This window comes from Nocardiopsis sediminis (genome assembly GCF_042650565.1).
GTDB lineage: Bacteria > Actinomycetota > Actinomycetes > Streptosporangiales > Streptosporangiaceae > Nocardiopsis_B > Nocardiopsis_B sediminis.
This window is the reverse complement of record NZ_JBHSBH010000007.1, coordinates 27652-47925: the sequence shown is the minus strand read 5'-3', so window position 1 is coordinate 47925 and position 20274 is coordinate 27652. Positions and strand designations below refer to the sequence as shown.

Annotated in this window: 4 protein-coding genes; all 4 read left to right on the top strand. The window is 68.9% G+C overall.

Going from position 1 to position 20274, the window contains the following annotated elements; translation table 11 throughout:
- Positions 1-434: 434 nt before the first annotated feature.
- Positions 435-3224 (top strand): hypothetical protein, encoded by a 2790-nt coding sequence (locus ACFOVU_RS09185; protein ID WP_378531830.1) that lies wholly within the window; start codon positions 435-437, stop codon positions 3222-3224.
- The gene (locus tag ACFOVU_RS09180; RefSeq protein ID WP_378532809.1) at positions 3142-3486 is read left to right on the top strand and encodes a YbaB/EbfC family nucleoid-associated protein; all 345 of its coding nucleotides are present in this window, start codon (positions 3142-3144) and stop codon (positions 3484-3486) included. Before ACFOVU_RS09185 ends, ACFOVU_RS09180 begins: the two co-directional genes overlap by 83 nt.
- A 74-nt stretch (positions 3487-3560) precedes the next feature.
- A complete protein-coding gene (locus tag ACFOVU_RS09175; protein WP_378531828.1) occupies positions 3561-3905 on the top strand; it encodes a hypothetical protein in 345 nt (114 codons plus the stop codon).
- A 13-nt stretch (positions 3906-3918) separates the two neighbouring features.
- Positions 3919-20274, top strand: a 16356-nt coding sequence (locus ACFOVU_RS09170; RefSeq protein WP_449289733.1) for a WXG100-like domain-containing protein, incomplete at its 3' end; no start/stop codon positions are given.

Genomic DNA, 20274 nt, shown 5'->3' with positions numbered 1-20274 from the left:
AGGATCCCGAAGCGAAGGAAGAACAACTTTGGGAGGAGGGCAACGAAGATGCGGGCACTGAGGATCCGTCTGCACCGGGTGTAGGTGCGCCTGAGCATGTCGCGATCTCACCCGAACTCCACCTCGTACTGAACGTCTTCGCCGACAAGTCACTGGGTTCGGCGGTCCCGCCGATGATCACGCCCGAGGCGGTCATCGAAGCCGACTGGTTCTCCCACTACAAATCCGACCAGAAGTCACCCGACGGCCTCGACTGGTACCTGGAGTCGGGATTTGTCACGACAGAAAAAGGCGAATCTTCAAGCGCTATTCAGGACGCGAGAGGCGGTGGTAGCAACACCGAAGACACCACCACTTCGCACACCTATTATTCCGGCATCACTTTCAACTGGGCATTCCTCGGGCAACCCGCATGGCAGAACTTCGTTGACAACATGAAGGGCATCCTCAACGGTCCGCTGGGGGTCCCCTCCGTCAAGAGCTCCTCGTATGACGAGAAGAAGTTCATCGAACTCGCCGACGATCTCTCGTACCTGAAGGAGACGCTGCAAGGCATCGTCAGCGATGTGAAGACATGGGAAGACAATGTCGGCGAGGCGTTCCAAGGTAAGGCCGCGGAAGCGTTCGTCGGGGGCCTGATCAGCCTGCGGCTGCGCTTGGACCTGCTGGGGGAACAGATGTCCCCCTACCCCGAGGCGCTGCGGGACACGCGGGCGGCGGTCCAGCCGTGGGCGGCGGACGACTTTCGCCGGCTGTACAACGAGTGGGTGGACGACGAGGGCTCGCATCCCCGCGAGGCGATCAGAAACTGGTTCGGTAAGAATTACGGAATCGCCTCTCTGAGCAAGGGCGATAAGACCACTCACATCGATGGCTACGGTCCGGCCAACTCCGCCGACACCTGGGACAAGATCCAGTCGGAGATCAAGAAGAACTGGATCGACACCCTCGGCCCATTCATGAAGGGCGCCTCCGAGCGCTTGGCGGCGATCCAGGAGTCCTACTCCAAACAGGCCACGATCTTCAAGCACAACCCGATCGAGGATTCCGACATTGATTCGACGGGCGGATCCGACAGCGGCGGCGGGCTCGGGGGCGACGACGATAACGGGGACGGCAAGAAGTCCCCGGAGCAGATCGAGTACGAGAACCTCCTCAAAAAGTACTACGAAGAGGAGATCAAAAATCTCAAGGATTTGATGAACCAAAATAAAGATGGCGACAATGATGGGGGAGGTGACAATGGCGAAGACGACGGCGCTTCCAGTGCGGAGGAAAAATACAACCAAGCCCTCGAAGATTACTATAACGACGCGCTCAAAGACCTTGAGGATCAAGCGAATAACGGGCCCGATAGCAGTGAGGGTGATCTCGGCGACAACGGCGGCGGGGGCAACGACGGTCCCAGCAAGGAGGACGAGTACAACCAGGCCGTTGACGATTACTACGGCGACGCGATCAAGGACCTGAAGTCCGGCCCTGACGGCAGTGGGGGCGACCTCGGGGGCGATGGCGGAAACGACGGCGGCGATTCGGGGGAGAACGACGGCCCGCCCTCGGAAGACCGGTACAACCAGGCGCTGGACGACTACTACAACGACCAGGCCGACAACCTCGAATCGGAGATGAACGGCCCCAACGGCGGTGGCGGGTTCCTGGGCGGCGGAGGTGGAGGCGGGGGCGGGAGCAACTCCAATAACCGCCGGTCGTCGGAGGACCGCTACAACCAGCAGCTGGACGACTACTACGACCAGGCCTCCCGCGACCTCGAACAGGAGATGAACGGCGGCCCGGACGGCAGCGGCGGTGACCTCGGCGGTGACGGCGGCAACGGAGACCAGCCCTCGGCCGAGGAGTACGAGCAGCGCCTTCAGGAGTACTACAACGAGCAGACCGGCGACCTCGACCGGCTCATGGCCGACTCGCCCGACCCCGACGGCGACGGCCGCACCGGCGACGGCGAGGCGCTCACCCCGGCGCAGCAGGAGTACCAGCAGGCGCTGGACGAGTATTACGAGAACCAGCGCGAGGACCTCGAGCACCTCAAGTCGGGCCCGGAAGGCAGCGGTGGCGACCTCGGCGACGATGACGGCGACGCCGCCGCCGAGTACGAGCGGCGCGTCCAGGAGTACGCCGACCAGGAGCAGGACAACCTCGACCGCCTGCGGGAGAACGTCAACGGCATCACTGACGAGAACGGGAACCCTTCGCCGGAGCTGGAGGAGTACCGGGAGCAGCTCCAGGAGTACTACGACCAGCGCAGCCAGGAGCTGGAGGACCTCGCCTCCGGACCGGACGGCGACAGCGGCGACCTCGGCGGTGACGGTGGCCAGGGGGATGACGGTGAGGGTTCGTCGGCCGAGGAGAACTACCGGAGTCAGCTGGAGGAGTACTACGACCAGCAGGCCGCCGACCTCGAAGAGCAGCTGAACTCCGGCCCCGACTCCGATAGCGGGGATCTGGGCGGTGACGGTGGCCAGGGGGATGACGGTGAGGGTTCGTCGGCCGAGGAGAACTACCGGAGTCAGCTGGAGGAGTACTACGACCAGCAGGCCGCCGACCTCGAAGAGCAGCTGAACTCCGGCCCCGACGCCGGAGGGGGCGGCCTCGGCGACTCCCTGGGCCGTGACAACGGCAACGGCGAGGGCGAGGGGACGCCGCCCCCCTCGTACTCCATCGGTAACGGATGGGAGAACCCCGCCACCGACCCGACCCCCGAGCCCCAGCCCGACGCCAACGGCGTCACGGGCGGCGGCGGAGACCTGCGCAGCGACCCCTCGGAAAACGAGGCGTACACCGGCGCGGTCAACGGCAGCGGCAGCGGCCAGGGCGGCGGCAACTTCGGCGGCCTGGGCGGCTACGGCGGGGGCATGGGCGGCGGCGGGATGCCGCCGATGATGCCGCCCATGGGCGGCGGCATGGGGGGCATGGGCGGCGGCGCCGGCCAGGGCGACCAGTCGCGCAACCGTACCTCCTACCTGTCGGAGGACGAACGCGTCTGGGGCACCAGCGCGGGCGACAAGATCTCGGTACTGGGGCGCCCAGGCCCCGGCGATGTCACGAAGGGAGACCCCGATGAGCACGTTCTCGCAGGAAATGGAACAGGAACTCGCACGGCTACGGGAGGACCAGGAGAAGCTCATCAAGGCAAGCGCAAGCCTGGCCTCGGCAACCGAAGAGGCCGTCTCCAAGGATCGGGGGATCAGCGCGAAGGTGAACGCTGAGGGTGAGTTGGTGGAGTTGAAGTTCCGCACCAACGCCTACAAGTCGATGCCGCCGGCCGAATTGTCGGCGGCCGTCCTGGACGTCTTCAAGCGTGCCCGCGACGCGATGCAGGACCGGGTGCTGGAGGCCTATGCCCCCTTCGCCCCCGAGGGGATCGATATGAAGGCCGCCCGGGAGGGCGGGTTCGACCCCGCGAAGATGCTGGTCGACCTCGGCTTGGACCGCCTCGACCTTCCCGGGCCGGGCCGCCCCGGCAACTGAGGCTGCGGCCCGCCCGCACCGACGACCCAGACCCTCGAAACGCTGAAAGGAGAGTTGCCATGTCCAGTAATGGCATGTTCGCCGACCCCGAACGCATGCGCGAGTTCGGAGCGCTGACGCAGGAGCCGGCCGACCTCGTCAGGAATAGCATCATGAAGGAGGTCCGGGACGAGGTCGAGCGGCTCCACCGCCTCGCCTGGGGCCACGGCGATGAAATCGCCAAAATCGGCGATGAGAAGTTCCGCCCGGCGTTCGAACAGACCGGGGACGCCGGCGAGGAGCTCGCCGATGCCCTTGAAATTGCGGGCGAGAACACCGTCAAGAACGCCGAAGACCTCCGCGACGCCGATGATCGATCCCTCGATCTGGGCAACGACTTGGCCAACAACATGCCCGGCGGCGGCCGGATCCGGACGTAGCGGGTAAGCGGCCATGGAGGGGGAGCTTCCGGGACCACTGGCAGGCCTCTTAGAGGCACTGACGGGCTCGAAATGGTTCACCGCGGACGAGAGACTGCTGGCCGAGCTCGAGTATGCCCTCAAACGCGGGGCCACGCGGCTCGAAACCGAGGTTCCGCCGCTCATCACCTCCGTCAAACGCCGGGTGCGCTCCTCTTTCGACAGCCAGGCCGCCGAATTCTACGAGGAATCGATCGACAAGTTCACGACAGGGGAGACCAACTACGTAAAGATCACATCCGACGGGTTGCGCCAGCTCGCCGAATTCGTCGGGGAAGTGCGCGAACAGGTCGCGTACACGAAGCGGATGATCATCGGGCAGCTCGTCCAGCTCCTCGTGGAGATCAAAACGGCCATACTCATGGCCAAGTTCACCTTCGGCGCCAGCCTGACCACGATCCCCCTCCTCAAACGGATCACCAGCCTCGCCATCCAGCGTCTGATCAATTTCCTGATCACCCAGCTGCTGGCGCACACGACGTATAACACCGCCCTCGCACTGGCACTCGACCAGCTCATCCAGCGCAACCTGGTCGCCCTCGGCATCGCGGACGGCAACAACGACCAGTTCACACTTGATGCCGTCGTCGGAGGCGCCCTCGACGGCGTTGCCGGAGGGTTCCTCAACAAGGTCAGCGACAAGGTCGCCGACGTCTTCGGCAACGACTTCGGCGACATCATCAACCTCAACCTGAACAAAGGCGGGCCGGACCCGGCACCTCCCCCGGGCGTCGGCAGAGGGCTCGGGGAGGATACGCCCCTTCCACCCCCGCGCAACGGTAAAGACGTGCCGGACGGAAGCCCGACGCCGGACGGCGCTCCCTCGCCCAAGGGGGACCGCGACGTCGAAGCCGGGCCGCCGGGCGGCCAGAAGGGCGACCCCGACGACGTCCCCGGGGACGGGCCGATCCCCGTTCCACCGCCGGACCGCGGTGCCGACGGGGGCCCGCCGCCTCCGGTGGGCGACACCCCGCCACCGCCGACGCGCGATGCCCAGCCCCCGCCCGCCGGGGGTGGGACGCGCGACCTCCCCGAAACGCCGCCCCCCGGGGGCGGGCGCAACCTCCCGCCCAAACTCATCGACGAGCTCTCCCATGTCTTCGGCCGCAACGTCCACGACCTGATGCAGCCGTTCGGGCGCCACCCGCGCCCATGGGACAACATCGCCACCGTGAACCGGTTCCGCGACGACATGGGCAACGTGTTCGCGAAGAACTTCGGCGACCAGATCGGCCGCGACGCCGCCCGCAACCTGGGGCGCGACTACGCCGACGCGTTCACCGCCAACTGGGGCCGCCACGAGATCGGCGACTCCCTGGCCAAGGTGCTCGACAATGCCCCCGGCGGCCCCGGGGGCCGGCTGACGCCGGAGGTGAACACGTTCCTCTCCCGTGACCTGCCTGACGGAGTCGGCCGTAGCCTGTCGCAGTTCGGCGAGGACTGGCGGCGCATGGCCGCGCAGTGGCTCACCAACCCCGCAGAGGGGGCGGCGTCCAACGTCCTGGGCGAGGGCTTGAGCAACATGATCCTCACCCCCGAGCACGAGTTCAAGGTGACCGGCATGACGGCCGTCGCCGGGGTCACCAACTCGCTGATCGCCATGGGCGGCACGATCGGCGGGCTCAAAGGGCTGGAGGCACTGGAGGGCCTGTTCTCGTCCAGACCGGACGCGCTCGGTTCCCCCACACCGCCGCCGGCCATGGAATCCGATCCCGAGCCGGTCAAGGGCGACTCGGGTTCCCCCGGCAACGACTCCCCGGCCGACCGCGGCGGCTCAGGCGGCCAGGGCGGGGCCGCAGGCGAAGGCCGTCCCGGTCAACCGGACGGCCGTGGTGGCCCGGCCGACAACGCCGGCACCGACGGAGCCCCGGAGCGCGTCGACCGCCCCGACTCCGACGACCTCGCCGACGACGCCCCCGATACGCCCTCCGAACACAGGACCCCGCCGGAGACCGGCGACAACGCACGCCCCACCCCGCCACCGGAGACCCCCGGGCACCCGGCGCCGCCGCCCGGCGCCGGCGAGCACGGCAGCTCGCCGATCGACACCCCGCACGCCGAACGGTCCGGAGAGGGTGGTCCGCAGGACGCGGACAACCCCGCCACCCCGCCGCGCACGTCCGTGGACGCCCCCGCTCCCCCGCCCGCCGAGACCCCATCCGACGTGGGACCGAACCGTACCCCCGACGCGGCGGACAGCGGCCCCGAGCACGCCCCGCCCCCGCACGCCGACGACCCGTCCCAGCCCCGGCCCGGGGACGACGACGCAGTGGACGTGCCGATCCTCGACGGAGGACCCGTCGAGGGGCCCGAGGAGGTCGCCGGGCCACCGCAGGGCGAGGACATCGGGGAGAACGGGCCCGCTTCCGACGCCCCCGGGGCCGCCCCGGGTGTCGCGGGTGCCCCGCCTGTTGTGGCGATGGCACCCCCGCCCGCCCAAGGCGGCGACGGCGCGGGAGCCTCGCGGCCCAACGCCGCCGCCCCGCGCGGCGACGGCGCGCCCGAAGCATCGCCCCGGCCCGCACCGCGCGGGGACGGTGCGGCCGGCAGGCCGGACGATGCCACGGTCGTGGCCACGGAGAACGAGCAGAAGGGGACACCCCTCCCGGAAGGATCGCCGACCCCCGAGACGGCCCCGACCCCGTTGGCAAAGGAGTTCGCCGAGGCCCTGGCGCCTCCGGTCACGGAGAGCACCGACCCGTCCCGGACGGGCACCGAGAACACCCACGACGAGGGTCTTCCCGAGGATCTCCGGGAGCTGTACGACGACCCGCCGGTGAAGTCGCCGACCGTCTCGGAGTCGGCCCGCCCCGGCGATCCTCGGCAGGGCAAGCCGCCCAGGCCGTTGGACCTCTCGCCTCTCATCGATCCCAAGGGGGGTAAGGACCGGCCGCGTTCGATCGAGGAGGCGGGCCTGGTCGACTTCCGGGATGCGCTCAAGGACGTGGGTGCTGCTTTCGAGAATGACCAGTGGGTCAACCTCGCCGACCGGTTCGACTCCTACGCCGGTGACGACGGCTACGGGGGCTACGATGACGGCTCCGGTGGCCAGTACCCGCCGGGGACGCGGGTCAGCCAGTACCCGACGACGCCGCAGTACTCCACCGCGACCTACGACGACTCCGGGGTGGCGTACGACGACTCCGCGGTCTATGACGACTCGTCGGCGACGCAGTACCAGCGGTCGGCGACTCCGACCGGCGAGACCGCGCAGGCTCATGATGAGCGCGCCGCGCTGCTCAGGGAGTGGAACCGGTCCTTCGACGGTGTTGAGGACCTCGTCGCCACCGTCCAGTTGGACGTCGCGGACCAGCGGATGCTCGTCGAAGACGGTAACGACGGCAACACCGAACTCATGCGCTTCGAGAACGGCGTGCGGGCGGTCTACAAGGACACCGAGGGGACCACGCGTGCCCGTGAGCGTGCCGACGCCGAACAGCTCGCGTCGCTGGTCGGCGGCGCCATCGGCGCCAACGTGCCCGGTGTCCTGCGCGTCGGAGAGTTCGAGCTGTTCATGCACTTCATGGACGGCGCATCTGGGTTCACCCACCTCGACAACCCGCGGTCCCCTCTTTACACCACGTGGGACGGGCATGTTCTGGGCCTGCTGGACCTGCTGATCGCCAATGGTGACCGCAGCCCAGGAAACTGGCTGGACCAGGGCGACGGCCGGGTCGCGGGTATCGACCACGCCCAGGCCTGGAAGAAGTATTCGGACCCGCCCGAGGAACCCACCGACCTGGGGGAACTGGCCTACACCGACGGCATGCGGCCCTTCTACGACTTCGACGCGAACCGGTGGATCCGCAATCCGTTGACCCGGGACGACATCCGGTGGTTGCGGCCCCGGCTGGCCCGGCTGTTCGATGATTTCGAGCACCTGGGCCGGACCGCTTGGTTCGGCGAGATGATGGAGCGCTTCGACATGCTGGCCCGCAATGCGCGGGGGACCACCAGCCTTCTGGCGGAGAACAGCGGGGGAGGCCCGTCCGGGCATCGTTCAAGCGGTGGTGGTTCTGGCGGGCGTGACAGGCACCGCGACGACCGGCATCGTGATCACCGCAGCGACCGTCACGGCTCGGGGCGGCGGCATCACGGGTCGGGTCATGGGGGCCGCTCCGGGCATGGTGGGCATTCGGGCTCGGGCGGGCATCGCAGGCACGATGTCCGTGAAGCACCGCTTCAGGACTCCACTACTGCGGATCAGCAGGTCCCGGATCTGGCTGCGCACGATGCCGTGGCCGATGCCCGCGAAGAGGCGGCCCGGTTGCGGGTTGCTGCAGATGCCGCTCAGGCGCGTGCGCGGGATGCGGCTGCCAGGGGCGAGTCCGAAGCCGTCGTGCGGGAGGCGCGGGCGGCCGCGCATGCTGCTGATGTCGCGGCCGATGATGCGGAGTACTTCGCCGATTCCGCTGAGCTGACCGTGGGCAGGGCCGAGGAGCGTGCCGAGGACGCCCGCCGGGCGGAGCGGGCCGCCGAGCGGCACGCCGCCGATCTCTCCCGGGACTCGCTCTCCGACACCGAGGTCGAGGGGCGTGCCGATACCGACAGTGCCGCCGACGACATCGGGCCCAAGAAGGCATCGGGGGAGTCTCCGGTTCTTCCGGGCGGGCTCGCCGATTCCTTGGACGGCAAGCGGTCGGCCAGGCCCGGCTTCGGCGCCCTTCGTGATCCCGGGAAGAACGACGAGCAGCCCCGGACGGCCGAGAAGTTCGTCGCCGATCTGACCTACCGGTACCAGCTCGACAACATCGGAAACCACACGGCCGAAGACGGACAGACCGAGGTCTTCCTGGCGGACCGTCACCGCTACGGCTACGACACCGACGGCTACGCCGCGGACCCCGGCCGCTCCGGCCAATACCAAGGTACGGACGACTACGACGACCCCGCCGAAACCTCGGACCAGCAGTACCCGGCCGGGACGCAGGTTTCCCAGTACCCGACGACAGTGCAGTACTCCCAGTACCGCACCGAGACCTACGACGACACCGCGGCGACGTACGACGCCGTCGCGACCTACGACGATTCGGCGGCGACGTACTACCCGCAGCCGGCGGCCGCGGCCGAGGAATCCACGCAGGCCCAGGACGATCGCGTCGCACTGCTCAGGGAGTGGAACAGGTCCTTTGCCGGTGTTGAGGACCTCGTCGATGCCACCGCATCCGACGTCGTGGGCCAGGAGACGCTCAACGCAGAGGGTAACGACGGCAGAACCGAACTCATGCGCTTCGAGAACGGTATGCAGGCGGTCTACAAGGACACGGAGGAGACCATTCGTGCCCGTGATCGCGCTGACGCCGAACAACTCGCCTCACTGGTCGGCCGCGCCATCGGCGCCAATGTCCCCGGTGTCCTGCGCATCGGCGAGTACGAGCTGTTCATGCACTTCATGCACGGCGCATCTGGGTTCACCCACCTCGACAACCCGCAGTCGCCCCTCACCACCACGTGGGACGGGCATGTTCTGGGCCTGCTCGACCTGCTGATCGCCAACGGCGACCGCAACCCCGGAAACTGGCTGGATCAGGGCGATGGACGTGTTGCGGGTATCGACCACGGCAAGGGCTGGTTCAAGTACGAGGACACGCCGGAGGACCCCACTGACTTGGAGGGGCTGGCCTACACCGACGGCATGCGGCCCTTCTACGACTTCGACAGGAACACGTGGATCCGCAATCCGCTGACACGGGCGGATATTCGCTGGATGCGGCCCCGGCTGGCCCGGCTGTTCGATGATTTCGAGCGCCTGGGCCGGACCGAATGGTTCGACGAGATGATGGCGCGCTTCGACATGCTGGCCCGCAATGCGCGGGGGACCACCGGCCTGCTCGTGGAGGACAGCGGTCGTCCCCGTTCTCGCCGCGATGACGACCCGCCCGCCCCCGCGTCAGGGAGCGGGCGGAGCGGGCGCTCTTCGGGTTCGCGTCCGTCGCACTCGGGAGGCAAAGCCCGACGGGACGACGCTGGAGGCGGGGGCGGCCGACGTTCCGGTGGGCATGGGACTCGTCATCGGGCCGTGGATGGCGCGTACGACTTCGACAATGACGTGGACAGCCTCCACGAGGACGGTGTGCCCGGCAGGCCGGACGATGCCGTCGCCCCGGCCACGCAGAAGGAGCAGGACGGGACGTCTGTCCCGGAGACGGCCCCGGAACCGTTGGCGAAGGAGTTCGCCGATGCTCTGGCGCCTCCGGTCACGGAGAGCGCCGACCTGCCCCGGAAGGACACCGGGACCATCGACAAGGAGGGTCTTCCCGAGGATCTCCGGGAGCTGTACGACGACGACCCGCCGGCGAAGTCGCCGACCGTCTCCGAGCCGGCCGTCCGCGACGATCCGTGGCAGGGCAAGCCGCCCAGGCTGCCGGACCTTTCGCCTCTCATCGATCCCAAGGGGGGTAAGGACCGGCCGCGTTCGATCGAGGAGGCGGGCCTGGTCGACTTCCGGGATGCGCTCAAGGACGTGGGTGCTGCTTTCGAGAACGACCAGTGGGTCAACCTCGCCGACCGGTTCGACCACTACCCCTACGCCGATGACGACGTTTACGGGGACGGCGGCCAGGAGTCCGGTGGCCAGCAGCACCCACCGGAGGTGCAGATCAGCTGGGATCCGGACCAGATCCTGTACAGCCAGTGGCCGAACGCGACCTACGACGCCTCCGCGGCGACGTACTATCAGCAGCCCGCGGCTTCGACCACGGAAACCGCGCAGGCCCCCTACTCCGCGTACCCCGGCGACACAGACCAAGGCAACGCGCCCACGGCGCCCGCGCAGTCCCAGCAGTCCGCGGGGAGCCACACCCAGGCGGCACCCGCCGGATGGCACGGGTCCCACGACGGAATCGGCGACCTGGTCGACTCCGCGCAAACCGGCATCGCCGAACAATGGGACTTCCATGAGGGAGGCGGCCAGGATGAACTCACCGAACTCGTGCGGTTCGGTGATGGCACGCTGGCGGTCCACAAGGTCACTGAGGACACCGAATTCACCTCGGATCCCGAATCGAACCCCGAGTTCGTCGCCAATGAACGCGAGTCGGCCCGCCAGCGCGCCGACGCCGAACAACTCGCCTCACTGGTCGGTCGCGCCATCGGCGCCGATGTCCCCGGCGTCTACCGGGTCGGCTACAACGAGTTGTACATGCACTACATGCACGGCAGGTCGGCGACCGATCGCCTCGGCGGGGACTTCCCCGAACTCACCGGAGCGTCCGGACTCAGGCTGGGGCTGCTGGACGTTCTCATCGCCAACACCGACCGCGGGCCCGAGAACCTGCTGTACACCGGACACGGAACGGTCATCGGCATCGACCACGGCGGCGGCTGGGCGATCGAGGAGAACGAGCCCTATGACCCCACGAACCTGGGCGGATTCGCGAACCCGGCGACGATGGAGACCTACTACGACTTCGCGAACAACCGGTGGATCGCCAACCCGCTGACGGTGCGCGACGTGCAATGGCTGGAAGGCGCGATCACCGCGTTGCGCCCCGAGTTCCTCCGGCTCGGCCGGGAGGGCTGGTATGAGGGCATGCGGGCGCGCTTGGGCATGCTGGCCCGCAACGCGCGGGGGACCGCGGGCCTGCTGGTGGCGGACAGCGGTCCTCCCCGTTCTCGCCGTGATGACGACCCGCCCGCGCCCGGGGGCGGGCAGGGCGGGTCCTCTTCGGGCCGGCGCGCGTCGGGTCCCGGGGGAGGTACTCGGCGGCGGGACCGCGGTTCGGGCTATGGGGGCGTCTCCCGGCCCCGGCATGGTGGGCACTCGGGTTCGAGCGGGCCTCGCAGGCACGATGTCAGCGATGTGCCCCTTCAGGATTCCGGTGCCGCAGACTCGCAGGTTCCGGACCTGGTTGGGCACGATGCCGTGGCCGATGCCCGTCGGGAGGCGGCGGAGCTGCGGGCGGTTGCCGATGCCGCTCAGGAGCGTGCGCGGGATGCGGCTGCCAGGGGCGAGTCCGAAACCGTCCAGCGGGAGGCGCTGGCGGCCGCGTATGCCGCTGAGGTCGCGGCCGATGATGCGGAGTATTTCGCCGATTCCGCTGAGACGAACGTGAGCAGGGCCGGGCAGCGCGCCGAAGACGTCCGGCGGGCGGAGGAGGCTGTCGAACGGCACTTCGACGACCCCGCCCGGGGCGTTTCCCTCGAGACAGAGCATGCGAGTCCTGTGCAGGCGTCCGATGGGCCTGCCACGCGGCCTATCGACTCCACCGGGCCGGTGCCGGGGCTCCCGCAGAGCGTTCCGCCCCTGTCTGCCGATCCCGGTGACCTGCGACAGGGGAAGCCGTCGGGGCCGCCGGAGCTTTCGGCCCTTCTTCCCGAGGATGCTCTGGGGGATTCGCCGGTTCTTCCGGGCGGGCTCGCCGACCCCAAGGCTCCCGTGGACGGCGATGGCCGGACCGGGCCCGACTTCAGCGCCCTGGCCGATTCCAAGACGAACGACGAGCGGCCCCGGACGGTCGAGGACGTCGTCGCCGACCTCAACTTCCGCCACCAGCTCGACGACATCGGGAACCGCCCCGTCGAAGAGCAGGTCTTCATGGTGCGCGAGCGCCGGCGCCGCCACGGCCGCGACACCGGCGGCCACAGCGCGGAGCCCGGCCTCTCCGGCCAGTACGAGGGCCGGGACGGCTATGACGACTTCGCCGAGGGCTCTACCAGCCAGTTCCCGGAGGGGACGCAGCTCTCCCAGTATCCGACCGAGGTGCAGTTCACCCAGTATCAGACGTCGGCTTCTCAGGAGGAGGACGGTCAAGGCGGCTACCCCTGGGGGTATCAGGCGCCGGGGGACGGCTGGGTCGCCGACCCCTATGGTGAGGACCCGTATGCGTTGGGGGCGCAGTACGGCCAGGATCCGACCGCCACCGGTGACACGTTCCTCCCCTCAGCGCCGCCTTCTGCGGAGTACGGCGCCCCCGAGGCTGCCGCCTTCGACCCGACCTTCGGCTCGGTCTATCTCCCTGACGGCTCTTACGACGTCGGCGATCCCCAGTTCGACTGGGCCGCTCCGGGTTCAGGGCAGGATCCGGATCCCGGCTTCCTCCCCGACGCCCCTGAACACGACACGTCGAACCTTTTGGACGTCGTGGACCGCATGGACGAGGAGGGAGAGCTTGACCTCGACCTAAACAACTTCCTCCGCGAGGACGGCGGACTCCCCGACGCCCCCGACCGCCACGAACTGACCGACGAGCAGATGACCCGGGCTGTCGGCAACATCTACAGGCTGAGCGACCGCGAGTTCGATGTCCTTGTGGCTTTGGGGGCCGGGCGCGGCGACGATGAGATCAAAGACCTGCTCGGTGTGGAGGACCACGCATTCGCCCGTCTCATGGGGGGTGTCACCGGTTCCCTGGGTGTGGACGACCGTGACCAGGTGGTTGCCGTCGCCGTTGCCGCCGGGCTTACCGACGACAGGGCCGCCACCGAGCTGACGCCCGGGGCGCGAATGGATCGGGCCCTGGTCCGGGTCCGGTTCCTGAACGAGAACCAGCCCGGGCTCCTCGGCCTCATTCGTCAGCCGGACAAGACCATTGCCAGGGAACTCCGCACGACTCTCGACGGGGCCCGAATGCGCGTCCGCGCTCTGGTTCACCGCCTGGGGGTACAGGGCCGCGACGAGGCGGCCGACGTCGCCGATGCCGCCGTCGCTGCTGGCCTGGTTCCCGCCCGGGTGGCTCCCGTTGCAGATCTCACCGCTGAGCAACTGACACGGGCTGTCGGCAACATCTACAGGCTGAGCGACCGCGAGTTCGATGTCCTTGTGGCCTTGGGGGCCGGGCGCAGCGACGGTGACATCGCCACCCGGTTCAAACTGAGAGTCCGCGGATTCGCCCACCTTATGGGGGGTGTCATCGATTCCTTGGGTGTGGACGGCCCCGGCGAGGCGGCCGCCGTCGCCGTTGCCGCCGGGCTCACCGACGACAGGGCCGCCACCGAGCTGATGGCCGGGGCGCGAATGGATCGGGCCCTGATCCGGGCCCGGTTCCTGGACGAAGACGCGCACAAGCTCCTCGGCCTCTTGCGTGAGCAAAACCAGACCCTCGTCAAAGAACTCCGCACGACTCGCAGCGCGGTTGAAAAGGGCGTCTCCGGTCTCGTTCACCGCCTAGGGGTGGAGGATCGCGGTGAGGCGGCCGACGTCGCCGACGCCATCGCCACTGGGCATGTTCCGGCCCGGGTGGCTCCCGGCGGGGAACTCACCGCCGAGCAGATGACCCGGGCTGTCGGCAACATCTACAGGCTGAGCGACCGCGAGTTCGATGTCCTTGTGGCCTTGGGAGCCGGGCGCGGCGACGATGACATCAAAAACCTGCTCGATGTGGAGGACCACGCATTCGCCCTTCTCATGGGGGGTGTCACCGGTTCCCTGGGTGTGGACGGCAGCGAGGAGGCGGCCGCCGTCGCCCGTGCCGCCGGGCTCACCGACGACAGGGCCGCCACCGAGCTGACGCCCGGGGAGCGAATGGATCGGGCCCTGATCCGGGTCCGGTTCCTGGACGAGGACCAGCGCAACCTCCTCGTCCTCCTTCGTGAGCGAAACGAGATCGTCGCCAGAGAAATCGGCGGCAACATGAATGCCGACATGGTTAGAATGCGCGTCCGCGCTCTGGTTCGCCGCCTGGGGGTGCAGGGCCGCGACGAGGCGGCCGACGTCGCCGATGCCGCCGTCGCTGCTGGGCTGGTTCCGGCCCGGGCGGTTCTTATTGCAGATCTCACCGCTGACCAACTGGCCCGGGCTGTCGGCAACATCTACAGGCTGACCGACGGCGAGTTCGATGGCCTTGTGGCCTTGGGGGCCGGGCGCAGCGACGGTCAGATCATCACCCGGCTCAAGACGAATCAACGTGGATTCGCCCTTCTCATGGGGCGTGTCACCGGTTCCCTGGGTGTGGACGGCAGCGAGGAGGCGGCCGCCGTCGCCCGTGCCGCCGGGCTCACCGACGACAGGGCCGCCACCGAGCTGACGCCCGAGGCGCGAATGGATCGGGCCCTGATCCGGGTCCGGTTCCTGGGCGAGGAGGGGCGCAAGCTTCTCGGCCGCCTTCGTGAGCAGGACAAGACCATTGCCAGGGGCCGCACGACTCGCGACGTGGTTAAGAAGCGCGTCTCCGGTCTTGTGCGCCGCCTGGGGGTGCGGAATCGTGAGGAGGCGATCGACGTCGCCGTCGCTGCTGGGCTGGTTCCCGCCGCCCAAGAGGTCCCCGCTCGGGTGGCGCCCGATGGGGAACTCACCGATGAGCAGCTCACCCGGGTATGGCCCAGAATCGACGATCTGGGCGACGGGAAGAGATATGAGGTCTTCCGCCATCTGGGGGACACGCAGGACATCGGGGAGATCGCCAAGCGGGTCAAAAAGCGCAACGGCGAGCCCATCTCGAAAACGACGGCCGCCGATCACGTCAGCAGGGTTGTCCGCACCCTGAGGGTGGGTGATCCTGCCGCGGCGGGCGCCGTGGCCCGCGCCATATCGTCCGGATGGGTCCCCGGCAGGTCCAGCCCCGCCGAAAGGGGCCAGGCGCCCACCGCGGACGCAACAGCCAATCCCGACCCCATGGTCATCGACGATAACGTTGACCTCTACGGCGTCTCCGACAGGGAAGGCGACGACGCCGGCCCCATCGTCATCGACGATGACTCCGACTCCGATGCCGACTTTGATGACGGCGACTACGACTACTCCGGCGGTGGGGGTGGGCCCGGTCCCCGGCGTGGCCCGGATGATGACGATCCTCCCGCGGCCGGGGGCGGCTCCTCCTCGGCCCGGCCCGCGTCGGGTTCCGGGGAAGGTAACCGGCGGCGGCACCACGAGTCGGGCCATGGGCGCCGCTCCCGGCACGGCGGGCACTCTGGCCGGGAAAGAGAAAGGCACCGCAGGCGCGATGTGAGCGAGGCGCCCCTTCAGGAGTCCGGTACCGCGGATCAACAGGTCCCGGACCTGGTGTTGCACAAGGACGCCGCCGATGCCCGCGAGGAGGCGGCGCGGTTGCGGGCGGTTGCCGATGCCGCTGAGGCGCGTGTGCGAGAGGTGGCTGAAAGGGGCGAGTCCGAAGCCGTCCAGCGGGAGGCGCAGGCCGCCGCGCATGCCGCTGATGTCGCGGCCGATGATGCGGAGTACTTCGCCGATTCCGCTGCGATGATCGTGAGCAGGGCCGCAGAGCGTGCCGAGGACGAGCGCCGGGCTGCGCAGACCGCCGAGCGGAACGCCGCCGATCTCTCCCGGGACTCTCTCCCCGACACCGAGGTCGGGGGGCGGGCCGATACCGACAGTGCCGCCGACGATATCGGTCCCAGGAAGTCATCGGGGGACTCTCCGGTTCTCCCGGGAGGGCTCGCCGATTCGTTGGACGGCAAGCGGCCGGCCAGGCCCGGCTTCGGCTCCCTTGGCGATCCCGGGAAGAGCGACGAGCGGCCCCGGACGGTCGAGGAGGTCGCCGCTGACCTGACCTACCGGTACCGGCTCGACGACTTCGGGAATCACACGGCCGAAGACGCGCGGATCGAGGTCTTCTACAACGAGGCCTCCGACCAGCTCCCCGACGCCGGCCAGGTCTTCGGCCCGGCCGACTTCACTGACCCTGCGATGCTCCCCTTCGGGGAGACAGGCGCCGGCGGGGAGCACACCGGGGACCCCGCCCTCATGGCGTACTTCAGGCGCGAGGGGCTCATTCCGGGCAGCCCGTCCCCCACTCCAGAGCCCAGCCCGGCCCCGAACCCCGATGACGCTGGTGCTGAAGGGCTCCCTGAGGCTCCCAGCCCTGCTACCGACAGGATGTCCGAGGGCGTGGAGGACCCCTCCGACGGCTTGGACCCCGGGGACCCCGGTGATGCCGGCTTCCTCCCCGAGGCCCCCGCCACCGACTCTCGGCAGGTCGTCCGCCCCCTTCCGGTCGACGACACCGGACCGGCTCCCGCCCTCGGCCGCCGTGAGGGGGTCGCGGCCACACGCGCCGACCACCCCACCGGCGAACTCACCGACGAGCAACATCGGGCTATCGGCAAGCTGACCGACGGCGAGTTCGACTTCTTCGTGGCCTTGGGGCGCGGGCGCCCCGAAGACGAGATCCGTACGCGCCTGAAACTAACGGGTATGACATTCGCCCGCGCCAGGACGATTATCGTCCGCTCCCTCGGCGTGAACAGCCCGGAGGAAGCGGCCGCGGTCGCCCAGGCCGCCGGGCTCACCGACGATCGCCTCGCCTCCGAGATGCCGGACCCCGATGCTCGATTGCGACGGGGTCTCGTCCGGGCCCGGTTCCTCAACGAGAAGCGGCGCCAGCTCCAGCTCCTCAGCATTGTGCATAAGCCCAACAAGGTCATCGGCGATGAACGCGGCGCATCGCCCGCAACGACTAAACGGGACATCGGTCATCTGATTCACCGCCTGGGGGTGCTGAACCGCGAAGAGGCCGCCGAAGTGGCCCGCGCCGTATTCCCCGGGGCCATCCCCTTCGTCTCCCGCGCCGCCGCAAGTGGCCAGGAGCCCACCGCGGTCGCAGCAGCCGACCCCGGTGCCATGGACATCGACGACTCCGACATTGATGACGGGGACGTCCCCACCAACCACCCCGACCAGGAGCAGGCCGTCGGCCACCTTCCGGTCCACAGCGAAGGTCCGCCCCCTCATCCCGACACCGCCCCGGCCCAGGGCGAGGGCCAAGGGGCCATCGGGCTTCCTGCGCCCCATGCACCCCGTCAGGGCGAACCGGGTGTTTCGCTGACCGTCGAGGACCGCGTTCGCGAACTCGCCCTCGAATTCCTGAAGGGACTCACGCCCCTCCAGCGCACGGTCCTGAACCTCATGAAGCAAGGGCTGGCGTCTGGTGACATCCGCGAGCTGCTGAAGCTGTCCACGGCCAGCCATCACATCGCCGTCATCCGCAACCACCTGGGCGGGCTGGGCGCGGACAAGGGTGATGTGAGCGCCATTGCCCGCGCGGCCGACTTCCACGGCAGCCACACCGATGCCACAGCCCTGCGCGTTCCCGACCCGGGCGGCATTCTCGGCCCCGATCCCGGCGTCGGCGACGGAAGTCTGGGGGTACTGGCACCCTCCCAGCGCCGGATCCTCCAGCTTCTCGATGGGGATCCTCGACCTCCGTGGCAGATCGCCGGTGCCCTCGGTGTGGCGCCGGAGGAGTTCCTTGGCGTGGTCGCCGAGATCTACGGGCTCCTGGGCGTATGGACTCGGACGGATGCGACCGCCATCTTCCGTCGGGCTCTGACAGAGGCCGATCGCGTGGCGGCCGCCGTCGCCCGCGTGGGCGGTCCGGCCACCGACCCGGTGGCCGACCAGCGCAGAGTGCTTGACGTCGTCGAGCGGGGCTTGAACCAGCCCGGCATCGTCGGCAGGCTCGATGGCGACGATCCGGGCTCGACCGCGCGCCTCGTCGACGAAATCCATCAGTCTCTGGAAGCTGCCGAGAGTCCTGGAGCCGGCACAGCCGGCCGAGGGCCAGACCAGGACGAGACGCTGTCCGACGCTCCCCGCGAAGAGCACGACGACTCGTCGGACTCCGACGATGAAGACAGTGACGAGAGCGGGCTCACCCCCGATCTTGCCATGGAGGGTGACGACGCCCCTGACCGGGCAGCCCCGGCTGTAGAGCTCACCGACGAGCAGCTGACCCAGGCGTGGGGCCACGTTAACGACCTGGCCGACGGCCGGATATACGAGGTCTTCCGCCATCTGGGGGATACGCAGGACATCCGCGAGATCGCCAACCGCATCAAACAGCGCAACGGCGCGCCCATCACGGAAAAATGGGCCGCCCATTACGTCCGCGAGGTCGTCCGCACTCTGAAGGTGAGCAGCCCGGCCGAGGCGGGCGCCGTGGCCCGCGCCCACTTCTCCGGATTCATCCCCGGCGTGTCCCGCGCCGCCGTCATCGGTCAGGAGCCCACCACGGCCTCAGCGGCCGAGCCTGAGCCGATGGTCACCGACGACGACGCCGACTCTGACTCTGATGAAGATGTGGACCTCTACGACGTCTCCGACGTCGACTCTGATGCTGGGGGCGGGCCTGGTCCGCGGCGTGGCTCCGACGATGACGACGATGCTCCGGCTCCCGCGGCGGGTGGTGGGACGGGTGGGTCCTCTTCGGCGCCGCCCGTGTCGGGTTCCGGGGGAGGTACCGGGCGGGAGGACACCGGAGCCGGTGGCGGCCGGAGAGCCGGCGGCGGCACTCGTCATCGGGCCGTGGACGGCGCGTACGGCCTCGACAGCGATGACGTTGCGCTCGCCATGGCAGCAGATCTCCGTGATGACGCTGCCGATGCCCGCGAGGAGGCGGAGCGGTTGCGGGCGGTTGCCCATGCCGCTCGGGTGCGTGCGGAGGAGGTGGCTGCCAGGGGCGAGGCCGACTCCGTCGTGCGGGAGGCGCGGGCGGCCGCGCATGCTGCTGGGGTTGCGGCCGATGACGCGGAGTATTTCGCCGATTCCGCTGAGATGGACGTGAGCAGGGCCGGGGAGCGGGTGGAGGACGACCGCCGGGCGGCGCGGGCCGCCGAGCGGCATGCCGCCGACCTTGCCGGGGATTCGGTCCCCGCGGTCGATGTCGGGGGGCGGGCCGATACCGACGGTGCCGCCGACGATTTCGGGCCCACGAGGGTATCGGGGGAGTCTCCGGTTCTTCCGGGGGGGCTCGCCGATTCCTTGGACGGCAAGCGGCCGGCCAGGCCTGGCGATCCCGGGAAGAACGGCGAGCGGCCACGGACGGTCGAGGAGGTCGTCGCTGACCTGACCTACCGGTATCGGCTCGACGACTTCGGGAATCACACGGCTGAAGACGCCGAGACCCAGGTCTTCATGGCAGGCACCGACGATCCCGAACAGCTTCCCAATGCCGACCAGGACTTCGGCTTGGGTGACCTCCCGGACGGCTCTTACGATGTCCACGAGTTCGACTTCCGTTTCGATTCCGTGGATCTCGGCGATCTGGACTTCGGCCTCCCGAGCCTCGACGACGTCCAGTTCGACTGGGACAATTGGGGCGATCTCGGCTCAGCTCAGGATCTGGATACCGGCTTCATTCCCGGTGGCTTCGACGACGTCGGCGGTTCCGATGCCTTCGGTGACGTCCAGGTCGGCGTGGCCGACCCTCTTCCGGTCCAGGACCCCGGTGATGTCGGCGTTCTCCCTGACGCCCCTGGTGATGACTCCGTTCCCACCCGCCCCATTTCTGTCACGGGCCTTGAGGGCGTGGACCGGACGGTTGCCGCCTTGGCCGGGGAAGGGCTGACCGTCGGCGGCATTGCCGCGCGAACCGGAATACAGCTGAGAACGCTCTATCGCCACCTTGGAGGCATGTTTGCCCGTGTGGGTGTGGGGGGC